Source organism: Streptomyces sp. WAC06614, from assembly GCF_003949795.1.
In the GTDB taxonomy this organism is placed as follows: domain Bacteria; phylum Actinomycetota; class Actinomycetes; order Streptomycetales; family Streptomycetaceae; genus Streptomyces.
Genome location: NZ_RPRY01000210.1, coordinates 1 through 12,234, shown reverse-complemented (window position 1 = coordinate 12,234; position 12,234 = coordinate 1). Strand labels below are relative to the sequence as shown.

Annotated in this window: 10 protein-coding genes; 5 read left to right on the top strand and 5 right to left on the bottom strand. The window is 74.7% G+C overall.

Going from position 1 to position 12,234, the window contains the following annotated elements; all coding sequences use genetic code 11:
* A partial coding sequence (locus EF918_RS37190) for a hypothetical protein (RefSeq protein ID WP_221889750.1) occupies nt 1–520 on the top strand: 520 nt, incomplete at its 5' end.
* A gap of 66 nt (nt 521–586) precedes the next feature.
* Here the strand turns inward: EF918_RS37190 and EF918_RS24335 are convergent.
* Complete coding sequence (locus tag EF918_RS24335) at nt 587–2,557, bottom strand: AMP-binding protein (RefSeq protein WP_125650468.1); 1,971 nt, start codon at nt 2,555–2,557, stop codon at nt 587–589.
* Nucleotides 2,558–2,703: 146 nt separating this feature from the next.
* On the opposite strand from EF918_RS24335, the gene EF918_RS24330 reads away from it, so the two are divergent.
* Entirely contained in the window at nt 2,704–4,584 is a 1,881-nt protein-coding gene (locus tag EF918_RS24330; protein WP_125650466.1) for an ABC transporter ATP-binding protein, read from the top strand.
* Between the two features lie 58 nt (nt 4,585–4,642).
* On the opposite strand, the gene EF918_RS24325 is transcribed toward EF918_RS24330, so the two are convergent.
* Nucleotides 4,643–5,281, bottom strand: a complete 639-nt coding sequence (locus tag EF918_RS24325; RefSeq protein ID WP_125650464.1) for a hypothetical protein — start codon at nt 5,279–5,281, stop codon at nt 4,643–4,645.
* Nucleotides 5,282–5,410: 129 nt separating this feature from the next.
* Here EF918_RS24325 and EF918_RS24320 point away from each other — a divergent pair, with 129 nt between their 5' ends.
* Nucleotides 5,411–5,941, top strand: a complete 531-nt coding sequence (locus EF918_RS24320) for a gluconokinase (protein ID WP_125650462.1) — start codon at nt 5,411–5,413, stop codon at nt 5,939–5,941.
* A 21-nt stretch (nt 5,942–5,962) separates the two neighbouring features.
* Here the strand turns inward: EF918_RS24320 and EF918_RS24315 are convergent, their stop codons facing one another.
* Together EF918_RS24315 and EF918_RS24310 are read right to left on the bottom strand one after the other, a co-directional pair.
* On the bottom strand, nt 5,963–6,478 hold the full coding sequence (locus EF918_RS24315) for a dual specificity protein phosphatase family protein (protein ID WP_125650460.1): 516 nt from the start codon (nt 6,476–6,478) through the stop codon (nt 5,963–5,965).
* A gap of 120 nt (nt 6,479–6,598) precedes the next feature.
* On the bottom strand, nt 6,599–7,333 hold the full coding sequence (locus EF918_RS24310) for a serine hydrolase domain-containing protein (protein ID WP_125650458.1): 735 nt from the start codon (nt 7,331–7,333) through the stop codon (nt 6,599–6,601).
* Nucleotides 7,334–7,475: 142 nt separating this feature from the next.
* On the opposite strand from EF918_RS24310, the gene EF918_RS24305 reads away from it, so the two are divergent.
* Nucleotides 7,476–7,985, top strand: a complete 510-nt coding sequence (locus EF918_RS24305; RefSeq protein ID WP_125650456.1) for a hypothetical protein — start codon at nt 7,476–7,478, stop codon at nt 7,983–7,985.
* Between the two features lie 64 nt (nt 7,986–8,049).
* Here the strand turns inward: EF918_RS24305 and EF918_RS24300 are convergent, their stop codons facing one another.
* Entirely contained in the window at nt 8,050–11,601 is a 3,552-nt protein-coding gene (locus EF918_RS24300) for a S8 family serine peptidase (RefSeq protein WP_260610592.1), read from the bottom strand.
* Nucleotides 11,602–11,761: 160 nt separating this feature from the next.
* Between EF918_RS24300 and EF918_RS24295 the strand changes: the two genes are divergently transcribed.
* Nucleotides 11,762–12,234 (top strand): MFS transporter (locus EF918_RS24295; RefSeq protein ID WP_125650452.1); only part of this gene is annotated, 473 nt, incomplete at its 3' end.

The following is a 12,234-nucleotide window of genomic DNA, read 5'->3' as shown; positions in this document are numbered from 1 at the left end:
GATGGACGTGGCGGGGACGGGCTACCAGGGCGCGACCACGGGGCCGGGGGTGGTGCCCGAGGAGGCCGAGAAGCCGCTGCTGGCCTTCGGCGCGGCGGTCGGGCAGGAGCTGGCGGCGGCCGGCTACCGGGGCTGGTTCGACGTGGACTTCGTCGTGGACGGGCTGGGCCGGCTCGCGCCCACCGAGACCAACCTGCGGCTGACCGGGCCGGCCGTGGCCTTCATGGTGCGGGCCCGGCTGGACGCGCTGCGGGGCGGGTCCCACCTGGTGCGGGTCGTGGACCGGGTGGAGCTGGGCGCCCGGCTGCCGGAGGCCTTGCTGAGCGGGCTGTTCACGACGATGGCGCGCGGCTGCGCGGCGCTGGACGCCGTGTTCCTGCCGGCCGTGCCCACGGCCGCGTTCGACCCGGCGCCGTGGCTCGGCGTGGTGGTGGCCGCCCGGACCGCCGCGGCGCTGGAGGCCGCGACGGCCCTGGTGCGGGCGGAGGCCCGGCGGGTGGGCGAGCTGTTCCAGGAGTGACGGGCGACCTGGCGGCCCCGGTCGCCGTCGTCGCCGTCCCGCACCGTCGGCCGAGGCCGGTCGCCGTCAGTCGTCGTCGAAGTCGAACGGGACCTCCGGGGGCCGGGTGACGAAGACGGCGAGGACGAAGGCGGCGATCATCAGCGGGATGTTGAACAGGTAGACCAGCAGGGCCTGTCGGGGATAGTCGTACTTGTCGGCCAGCCGGTAGAGGTTGTCCTGGGGCCACCACGACGCCAGCAGGTACACGAGCGCCAGATGGGCCGCCGTGGTCAGCCCGCGCGGCCGGCCCTGGGCCAGCATCGGCCGGCGGCCGACGCACAGGACGACCACGCCCACCCCGAACGCCAGGCATTCGCACAGGTAGAGGACGAAGAACAGCCCGGCCCACGGCGAGGGCACCGCGGTGAGGTCCACCGACCGCGGCCACATCAGCAGGGTGAGCAGGAAGGCCAGGGCACCGGGGAAGATCGCCAGGCAGCCGTAGAGGAAGGCGAGGCCGCCGCCCGACGCGCCGGGGACGGCCCGGCCGGCGAACTTGACCCGGCCGGTCCCCGCCCGGGCGGGCTGGGCGGGCAGCGGCAGGCCGTCCCGGTCCTCCCGTCCCGTGCGGGTGCGCGGCAGGGTCTCCAGGTGGACGACGCCCTGGGGTATCTGGTCGTCGGGCAGTCTGCCGCGCAGGTACGCGCGCAGCCCTGCGGCGTCCGGCAGCCCGGGGTGGGCGCCGGACGGGGCGAGGGTGTACGGCGCGAGGTAGGCCACGAGCCGCTGCCGGCCCCCGGGCGCGGAGACCGTCCGGACGAGCGCCGAACCGGTGCCCTCGCGGCTGCGGACGACGGCCTCGATCTTCTGGAGGTCGGTCCCGCCGGGGCCGGCCGCGGTGCCGTCCCGGTCGCGGCCGGTGAACTCCAGCAGCCCGTCCGGGCGCAGCAGTCCGTGGTCGCCGGTCGGGACGAGGTCCCCGCCCTCGGGCGGGGACAGGTGGAGCTCGCCGTCCCGGACCTCGGCCCGGCAGCCGGGGAAGGGCGTGCCGATGAGGCAGCTCTGCCGGGGTGCGGGTTCCGGGCGGGGCAGCTGGGACAGCTCGAACCAGGTGCCGCAGCCGGCGGCCTCGGTGGTGGCCCAGACCTGGAGCAGCCGGACGCCGGTGCGCAACCGCAGGGCCAGCTCGGCCTGTTCGTCGAGGAACAGCCGGTCCCCGGTGACGCTCAGCAGGCGCACCGGTGCGAGGTCGTCCTCCGGGCGGCGCTGGTCCGGCTGCCCCGCCGGGGGTCCGGCCAGCCGCTGGGCGGTCCCGGGGTCGGCGTGCACCACGGTCACCCGGTCCTCCCCGATGCGGCGGCGTATCTCGTGGGGCATCCAGTGCGGGCCCTCGGACACGGCCAGTCCGCCGCCCGAGCACAGCGCCCGGGTCCAGCCCGCGGAGAAGTCGGTGACATCGGCGCGGGCGGTGACCAGGTGCCGGTCCTCGGCGGTGAACGCCCCGACCCGGGCCCAGGCCTCGAACGCGGCGAGCAGCCGGGCCTGGCTCACCGGGACCGCCCGGGGCCGGTCCGACCGGGTGAACAGGACCGCGGCGTCGGGCGCGGGCGCCGCCCGCACCGGCTCGGTCGAACGGGCCTCCAGCCGCTGGGCCTCGGCGTCGAGGCAGACGACCAGCAGGCCCTGGCCGTGGTCGAGCCGGGCCCGGTAGGAGGTGTGGGTGACCAGGGCGAAGGGCCGGGCGGCACGCAGCTCGTGCTCGGCGACGCCCGGGCTGTCCGGGTCCAGCAGCGCGTAGGTGCCGCCCGCCTTGAGCACGGCCAGCACCGCGAGCACGGCGTCGGCCCGGCGGGCGGTGCCCACGGCCACGGTGGCCCCGGCGGGCAGGCCGGCGTCGAGCAGATGGCGCGCCAGCCGGTTGGCGCGCCGGTCGAGTTCGCCGTAGGAGAGGTCGAAGGTCCCGGACAGGACGGCGCGGGTGTCGGGGGTGGTGCGCGCCCAGTGCTCGAAGCGGGTGAGGACGGTGTCGGTCGTGCGCTCGGACTCCTGCGTCATGGGCCGATGATGCCACCGGCCACCGACAGCGCACGAGGGAACGGGAGGGCGCTGCGGACAAGGGAGTTGGGTGCGTCCGCACTCCTGTCGGGTGCTCCCGCACGCACCTTGACCTCAAGTGAGGTGGAGGTCCTAGCGTCCGCGGTATGGACATGGAAGTCACCGCTTGGACCTCGCTGCACAGCGTGATGAACGCGCAGTCGGACCGCCGCCCGTTCTCCCGGGCGAGCCTGCGCCGGGTCGCCTCGTTCGCCCGCCCGCACCGCCGTGGGCTCACCCTCTTCCTGCTGCTGAGCGTGGTCTCGGCCCTGCTGGCGGTGGCCACCCCGGTGCTCGCGGCCCGGGTGGTCGACGCGATCGTGGCCGGGAGCCCGGAGGGCACGGTCGTCCGCCTGGCCCTGCTGATCGCCCTGATCGCAGTGGTCGAGGCCGGCCTGGGGCTGCTCACCCGATGGCTGTCGGCCACCCTGGGCGAGGGGCTGATCCTGGACCTGCGCACGGCCGTCTTCGACCACGTGCAGCGGATGCCGGTCGCGTTCTTCACCCGTACCCGGACCGGCGCCCTGGTCAGCCGGCTCAACAACGACGTGATCGGCGCCCAGCGGGCGTTCAGCAACACCCTGTCGGGGGTGGTCGCCAACGTGGTCACGCTGCTGCTCACCCTGACGGTCATGCTGAGCATCTCCTGGCAGATCACCGCGCTCGCGCTGGTGCTGCTGCCGGTGTTCGTGCTGCCCGCCCGTCGCACCGGGGCGCGGATGGCCCGCCTCCAGCGGGAGGCGGCCCAGCTCAACGCCTCGATGGGCACGCAGATGACCGAGCGCTTCTCGGCGCCGGGCGCGACCCTGGTGAAGCTGTTCGGGCGGCCCGCCGAGGAGTCCGCCGAGTTCGCGGCCCGCGCCGGGCGGGTGCGGGACATCGGGGTCCGGACCGCGATGGCCCAGTCGGCGTTCATCACCGCGCTCACCCTGGTCTCGGCCCTCGCGCTGGCCCTCGTCTACGGCTTGGGCGGCCATTACGCGCTGCGCGGCACGCTGGACGCGGGCTCGGTGGTGGCGCTCGCCCTGCTGCTGACCCGGCTGTACGCGCCGCTCACGGCGCTCGCGGGGGCGCGGGTGGAGGTGATGAGCGCCCTGGTGAGCTTCGAGCGGGTCTTCGAGGTCCTGGACCTGGAGCCGCTGATCGCCGAGAAGCCGGACGCCCGCCGGGTGCCCGACGGGCCGGTGGCGGTGGAGTTCGACGGGGTGTCCTTCGGCTACCCGGCGGCGGACAAGGTCTCGCTGGCCTCCCTGGAGGAGGTGGCCTCGCTGGACACCCGGGGCGGTACCCGGGTGCTGCACGAGGTCTCGTTCCGGGCGGCCCCCGGGCAGATGATCGCCCTGGTCGGCTCCTCGGGTGCCGGCAAGTCCACCATCGCCCAGCTCCTCCCCCGGCTCTACGACGCCGACGCGGGTGCGGTGCGGCTCGGCGGGATCGACGTACGGGACCTCAGCGCGGACTCGATCCGGGAGACCCTCGGCATGGTCACCCAGGACGGGCACCTGTTCCACGACTCCGTGCGCGCCAATCTGCTGCTGGCCCGCCCGGGCGCCACCGAGGAGGAGCTGTGGGAGGCCCTGCGGCGCTCGCGGCTGGAGGAGCTGGTGGCCTCGCTGCCGGACGGGCTGGACACGGTGGTGGGCGAACGCGGCTACCGGCTGTCCGGCGGTGAGCGGCAGCGCCTGACCATCGCCCGGTTGCTGCTGGCCCGGCAGCGGGTGGTGATCCTGGACGAGGCCACCGCGCACCTGGACTCCACCTCGGAGGCGGCCGTGCAGGAGGCGTTGGGCGAGGCGCTGGCGGGCCGGACGGCCGTGGTGATCGCCCACCGGCTGTCGACCGTCCAGGCGGCGGACCTGATCCTGGTGGTGGAGGACGGGCGGATCGTGGAGCGCGGCACGCACACCGAACTGCTGGCGGCCGGCGGCCGGTACGAGGAGCTGTACCGCACGCAGTTCGCCGGACCCGCGCCGGTGGCCGGCGCCTGACCGGGCGGCGGCGCGGCGGCCCGGCGGCGGCCCGGCGGCCCGGCGGCCGCCGCGCCGGTCAGCGACGCGCGGCGGCCGGGGGCAGCAGCCCCTCGTCGGGCCCGCCCAGCAGCGCGGCCGGTACGTCGCCCAGCCCGGGGTGCGGCGAGAGCCACCAGTCGGCGGCGCCCCAGGGGTCCCGGTCGGCGCCGAGCAGCAGGTTCACCTCGCGGACGACGGCGCGGGGGCGGCCGTCGGGGGCGAACTGGAAGACCGGCAGCCGGACGAACCCGCCGGCCCCGCGCAGCCGGATCAGGCCGGGCTCGTACGGGTCGCAGCCGCCTTCGAGGGCCTCGGCGTCGCCGATGGCCGGGACGGCCAGCAACCGGTCCCGGACCTCGCCGAGCACCGGGCCGACCATGCGGTGCCCGTCGAGCACGAGGACGGCGAGGTCGTCGGCGACGTAGCCGTGGTGGCCGACGGTCGTGGCGCCCGTCGCGGCGGTGCCGAGCCGGCTCTCACCCGGGAACCGGTCGGGCAGCTGCTCGCCGAGCAGCCGGGCGGCCAGCAGCGCGGCCCGTTCGGAGACGTCGCCCTTGGCGAGGCGCAGCGCCGCGAGCAGCAGGGCCAGTTGGCGCAGGGCGGCCGGTGGCAGGCGGGGGCCGAGATCGTCCCATTCGGCGGCCGCGGCGGCGAGCCGCGCGTAGGGATCCGTCATCCTGGCAGGATCGCACCGCCCGCCCGGGGCCTACAAGTCGGGCCTCGGACAGTTCGAACAGGCCTGCTGTCCTACGGTACGGGTGGGCGGCCTGCGGGCCGACGGGGTCGAGGAGAGCGGGGTGCACCGGTGAGCAGCGGTCAGGTCGTCGTGGTGATGGGTGTGGCGGGGACGGGCAAGACGACCGTGGGCCGGCTGCTCGCCGCCGCACTGCACCTGCCGTACGCCGAGGGCGACGCCTTCCACCCGCCCGCCAACATCCGCAAGATGGCCGCCGGGGTCCCGCTGGACGACGCCGACCGGCTGCCGTGGCTCGACGCCGTCGGCGACTGGGCCCGGCGGACCGGGGACCGGGGCGGGGTGGTGGCGGCCTCCGCGCTGAAGCGCGCCTACCGTGACCGGCTGCGCGCCGCCGCGCCCGGGGCCGTCTTCGTGCACCTCACCGGGGACCGGGAGCTGATCCGCCGGCGGATGACCGCGCGCGAGGGCCACTTCATGCCGCCCTCGCTGCTGGACTCCCAGTTCGCGGCCCTGGAGCCGCTGCGGCCGGACGAGGCCGGCGTCACCGTCGACGTCACGGGCACCCCCGAGGAGATCACCGCGCGGGCCGTGACCGCCTTGGCGGCCCTGGGCACCGGCGGACGGCCGGGCGGAGGCTGACCGGCGCCGGTGCGGGGTCCGTCAGACCGGGGGTTCCAGTTCGGACAGGAGTGCGGCGATGTCCAGCCCGGTGGTGAGGTAGGCCTCGAACAGGTCGTTGTTCAACGCGTACGGGGAACGCCGACGGCGGATCAGGTCGATGGCCTCGGACGGAGCGTGGCCCGCGTCGATGAGGGTCTGGGCGACGACCAGGCCGGAGCGGTTGTAGCCCGAGTGGCAGCGGACCAGGGTGGTCAGCCCGCCGTCCATGGCGTGCTTGACCGTACGGGCCAGGCGCTGCACGGTGCGGATCTGCACCGGGGTGAGCGGGGCGTCGGGGATCTCGCCGATGACGTGCTCGGTCTCGTAGCTCGGTCCGTGCCCGTCGACGGTGAACAGGCTGATGACGACGTCGAACTCGGAGCCGACGACGGCCTGCTGCTGGGCGCCGGAGGCGTCGGTCCAGTAGTGGCCGCCCATCCACAGCCCGGGGGCGATCTCGCTCCACGGGGCCTGGGGGCCGGGTATGTCACGGTCCTGCTGGCGGCTCTTCTTCATGGGTCCCTCTCGCCGGTCGTCCCCCGCTTCCCATGCTAGGGGGGACAGGGGTGGGCAGAAAGTGAATGGGCGGTCACCTGGCAGGAATTGATCCACTGTACGCGAGGACGCACCGGGCCGCTATGCGGGGAAGGCGAGATTCCGGAACGCCTCGCGCAGTCCGGGGGTGCGGGTGAGCAGCACCGCCCAGCGGCCCTCGCGCGGTGCGACCCAGAGGGCGGAGCCGGCCGGGTCCGCGTGGCACCACAGGCCCGAACGGGGGTCGGTGTGCGCGGCCGGGTGCCACAGCAGGCCGCGGGCCGGGGCGAGTTCGCCCGTGCGGATGCGCAGGGAGTCGGCGATCCAGGTCCGGGCCACGGGTGTGTCGGCCGGCTCGCACAGGTGGTGCAGGAAACGGCCGAGATCATCCAGCGTGGAGCGCAGCACGGCGCGGGCCGTGCCGCCGGAGTCGTAGCCGGTGCGGTGCATGCCCAGGGGTGCCCAGACGTGGCGGGCGGCGAACGCGGCGAGCGGTTCCCCGGCGAGGTGTTCGGCGAGTGCGCCGAGGAGGGCGCCGGGCCGGTCGACGGCCGCGGTGTGGGTCAGCAGCTGGTGGGCGGTGGTCCCGCCCGCGGGGTGGTGGTGGTCCCAGTAGGCGGAGAGGGGGGTGTGGAGCCGCAGCGCGCCCTCGGTCACGAGGTGGCCGACGACGGGCCAGAGGGTGAGGACGGCGGCCAGGCCGGTCACGTCGAGGGGGCTGTCCTGGCGGATCGGGCCTACGGCTCCGGCGTCCCGGGTACCGTGGGCATCGCCGACGGCCCAGGCCGCGTCGGCGGACCGGAGCAGGTCGGCGAAGCGGTCGAGCTGCGCGGTCATGAGGGAAAGGCCTGCGTGGTCATGATGAACCGGACGTTAGCCGGGCCGGGGGCCCTCGGCCGGGCGCGCCACCGCCACGGCGGGGCGCGGCCACCCGAATGGCGCGTCCGCGGCTAGGGAGGCCGATGTGACGGGTGGGGTCATGGATGCGGTGCTGGAGGTCTCCGAGGACGGCCGTGACCTGCTGGTGCTCGACGGCAGCCTGCGCCCGGCTGCGGTCGGGGCGGCGCTGGCGCTGATAGCGGACCACAACGACGAGGCGGGGCCGGGCGGGGACGTCGTCGCCCGGCTGCTGTCCGCCGACGGCCTGCTGGCGCCCGGCGGGGTCCGGCTGCGTGACCCGGGCACCGGGGCGGTGATCCCGCCGTCGTGCTGCTTCGGCCTGGAGAGCTGGCGGGAGTGGGCGGCGCTGGCCGAGCGGGAGGAGCCGGCCTGGCTCGGCCACGGGCCGGTGCCGGTCCTGGAGTTCCGCGGGGACCGGGTCCTGGTCTCGGACGGCCGTGCGTCGGTCGAGCTGGAGCTCGACCGGGTCCCGGACCTGCTCTACGAGGTGCAGTCGCAGCTGATCGGGTTCCTCGCCCGGGTGGAGGAGTGGGGCGGCCCGGACCTCGCGCGGGTGCTGGACGCGGAGTTCCACGTCACCCAGGCCTGAGGACGCGCCGGGGGCGGGGTGCCCGGCCGGGCACCCCGCCCCCTGTCACGCGCCGGTCCGGCCGCTAGCCGCGGTCGGGCCGCTCGGTCACCCGCAGGCTGTTCAGCAGCGGCTTGCCGAAGCCGCTGTGGGTGACGAACCGGACGTCGAGCACGCCGTCGGTGACCGTGACCGTGTAACTACGGGTCAGGGCCTTGTACGTGCCCGCCTCCAGGGCGATGTCGAGCGAGGGCAGGACTTCCTTGCCCTCGACCAGGACGTCGAAGACCCGCTTGTCCGGCCGGATCGAGGACAGCTCCGCGAAGCCGAGTTCCACCGTGTAGGTGCCGTTGGGCACATTGTCGAAGCGGTACTCGTACATGCCTTCACGGGCGTTGCGGAACAGGTTCTGCTCGCTGGTGCCCGCGATGGTGCGGCTGGTGGACCTCACCGACGAGGCGCCCTGGTAGCCGTAGGAGCCGGCGGTGTACTTGCGGTCCGGGGACCAGCCGTCGCCGAACGCGTCGGTGCTCGCCCGGTCGGCGCCGGCGTCGAGGGCCACCTGGTAGCGGGGGACGACCACCTTGACCGGGACGTTGCGGACCGGGGTGCGCCCGCTCGCCGAGGTGATCCTCAGATCGGTGGTGAGCACCGTGCCCGGTGCCAGGCCGGCGGACTGCACGGTCAGCGCCAGCGAGGCCTTGCCCCCGGTGGGCAGGTCACCGGCGGCCGGGGCGACCGACAGCCACGGCGCGTCCTCGGCCACCGAGAACGCCGTGCCCAGGCCCGGGTTGGTGAGGTCGAGGGTGCGGGTGCGCAGCTGCTCGGCGGGCAGGACGACCTCCACCGCCTCGGTGGCGGGGGTGACCTTGCCGGTGCGCAGGGAGCGGGTGACGGGGGTGACGTCGGCGGCCTTGACGTCGACGGTGGCCTCGGAGCCCTCGTAGGACGGGGCGCTGATGGCGACCGTACGGGAGCCCGCCGGGCTCTGGACCACGTAGCCGCCGTCCGCCGCGGTGGTGGCGGTGACCGCGCCGTCGCCGGAGCCGACCGTCACGGTCGCGCCGGCCACGCCGTTGCCGTCGTTGGCGTCGAGCACGCGGCCGGAGACGACACCGCTGCGGGTGGTGCGGAAGGCGATGGCGAGTCCGTCGGTGATGACGGGGGAGTTGAAGGAGTACTTGAAGGCGTCGGTGCCGGTGGCGTTCTCCACGCCGACGGTGGCGGTGGAGCCGCCCTTGATGCCGGTGCCTCCGGTGCCCTTGTAGTGGTAGGAGACGGTGCCGTCCTCACCGATGGCCGCGCCGAAGGAGAACTTGTCGGCCTGCGCCGACCAGTGGGCCACGTCGCGCCACTCGATCACGAAGGAGCGGTGCGGGGCGGTGCCGGTGACGGCGGTGAACACGCCCGAGCCGGTACCCGCCGGGCCGACGACCAGGTCGTCCCAGAAGGGGTAGAGGGCCGCGTTCGGGGTGGCCGTGCTCGGCAGGTCGCCGTTGATGTCGCCGGTGTGGGCGCCGCCGAAGCTGACGGTGCCGTTGGTGCCGATCCAGGCCTGGCCGTAGGTCTTGCCGTACAGCGGGACGGAGAAGGGCAGGTCGATCCGCTCGGTGGTGTTGTCGCCGGTGAGGGCGAGCTGGCGGTCGCCGGCCGGGTACGGGCGGCCGGCCGGGGTGGCGCAGGCGTAGCCGTAGCCGTCGGTGCGCTCGGGCAGCGTGACGGCGACGGTGGTGTCCCCGGCGACGGTCACCTGGCTGCTGCCCGCGGTGACGCAGCGGGAGGAGTGGGTGGCGTTCACCCGGTAGGTGCCGTGCGGCAGGGTGACCTCGAAGCGGCCGTCGGCGTCGGCGGTGGCCGTGACGGGGGTGTCGGCGACGGTGACGGTGGCGCCCGCGGCCGGTCCGGCGGCGGAGGAGACCGTACCGGTGAGCTTGCCGGAGGGGGCCTGGGTGAGCGCGAAGTCGGCGGTGGCGGTGGCGCCCTCGGTCACGGTGGCCTGCCCGGCCTCCTGGCCGTAGCCGAACTTGGCGGCGGTCAGGGCGTAGTCGCCGACCGAGAGCGAGGCGAAGCGGTAGGTGCCGTCGGCCGCGGTGGTCGTCGTACGGTCGATCGGGCCGTCAGCGGTCACCTTGGCGCCCGCGACGGGCTGGCCGCCGGAGCGGACGGTGCCGGACAGCGAGCCGACGGCGCCGCGCGGGGCGGCCTGGACGGCGGCGAGCGCGTCGAGGCGGCCCTCGCCGAAGACGTTGTTGTCGGCCGCGGTACCTCCGCAGCTGGTGTTGTCGGTGTCCTGGGCGGTGCCGTCGAGGAGCGCCTCGGTCTGTGCGACGTCGCCTTCGAGGGCGGGCGCGGCGGACCAGATCAGGGCCACGGTGGCGGCGGTGTGGGGCGAGGCCATCGAGGTGCCGGAGAAGGAGCCGTAGCCGCCGTTGCGGATCGAGGAGCGGACGTTGACGCCGGGAGCGGCGATGTTGGGCTTGATCACCCCGTTCGGGCCGGCGCCGCGGGAGGAGAAGGAGGCGATGGTGTTGTTGATGTCGAAGGCGCCGGAGCTGTAGGAGGCGGCGTAGTCACCGGGCGAGCCGCTGGTGGCGCAGGCGGGGCCGGAGTTGCCGTTGGAGAAGGCCGGGAAGATGCCGGCGGCGCGCCAGGTTTCGACGATCTGGCGGTACCAGTCGTCGTGCACCGAGCTGCCCCAGGAGTTGTTGACGATGTGCGGGGCGAGGTCGGGGCGCGGGTTCTGCCCGTTCAGGTCGGTCGGGGCGACGATCCACTGGCCGGAGGCGAGCAGGGAGGCCTCGGAGCAGGAGCTGGTCTCGCAGCCCTTGGCGGCGATCCACTTGGCGCCGGGGGCCACGCCGATCTTGTTGGCGCCGCCGTCGTCCCCGACCATGGTGCCCATGGTGTGGGTGCCGTGGTCGTTGTTGTCGCAGGGGGCCGCGCCCGCGCAGATGCCGCCCGGGTCGAACCAGTTGTAGTTGTGGTCGTAGCCGCCGTCGGCCTTCTTGCCTCGGTACTGGTTGTTCACGGCGGGGTGGGTGTAGTCGACGCCGCTGTCGATGTTGGCGACCACGATGCCCTCGCCGCGCACGCCGAGCTGGTCCCAGACCTGGGGCGCCTTGATCCGGTCGATGTTCCACTCGACGGCGTCGACCGCGGGCTCGCGCCGGCCCTCGGCGGGCCGGGTGAGGGTGACCTTGTCGTCGGCGTCGATGCGGGCGACCTCGGGGCGCTGGGCGAGGGTGCCGGCGAGCTTGCTGCTGCCGACGACGCGCACGGCGTTGACGATCCAGTACGAGGTGTACTCCGCCCGGGCCCCGTCCAGGGCCTTGACCAGCTCGGCCTGGGTGCGCCTGGCGTGTTCGGTCTTGGCCCGGTAGACCGCGTCGGCCTTGCCCGCCCGGCCCTGCTGGCGGCTCGCCGAGCTGAGGTCGGCGGCGCTGTCCAGGTAGACCCAGAAGGCGGCCTTGTCCTTGCCTTCCTCGAACCGGGTCCGCAGCTCGGGTTCGATCTTCCGCTCGGCCGGCCCGGGGCCGGGCTCCGGCGCGGCGGCTGCCACGCCGGCGCCGAGCGGTAGGAGCAGCAGGGAGGTGAGGGCGGCGAGTGCCGCGCGTAACGGTGTGGTCCGTCGTGCCACGTGGTGTCCCCTCGTACGTCGCGTGCTACGCGTGCAGATTGTGCGGAAAGGAAGTGCGTGACGTGTGCGCGTCATGGTGAACTGGTCGTCATGTTCCGGACAAGCATGCATTCCGCGCCGCCGACTGGCTCTTTCCGGCCAGGACCGGGAGCCTGAAGGGGTGGAGGACACCCGGGACAGCCCTCAGGTCCGGCTCGCCACCGCTCAGGGCCGGTGGATCCTGGTCGCCACGGTGCTCGGCTCGACGATGGCGCTGCTGGACTCGACGGTCGTCAACGTCGCCCTGCCCCGGATCGGCCGCGACCTCGGCGCGGATCTCGCCGTCCTGCAGTGGACGGTCAACGCCTACCTGCTGACGCTGGCCGCCCTGATCCTGGTCGGCGGGGCCCTGGGCGACCGCTACGGCCGGCGGAAGGTCTTCGTCCTCGGCGTGCTCTGGTTCGCGGCGGGCTCGCTGCTGTGCGGACTGGCCCCGAACGCCGGCGTCCTGATCGCCGCCCGCGCACTGCAGGGCATCGGCGGCGCCCTCCTCACCCCCGGCTCCCTCGCCCTGATCCAGGGTTCCCTGCACCAGGACGACCGGGCCCGGGCGGTCGGCCTGTGGTCGGGGCTGGGCGGCGTGGGGGCGGCGGT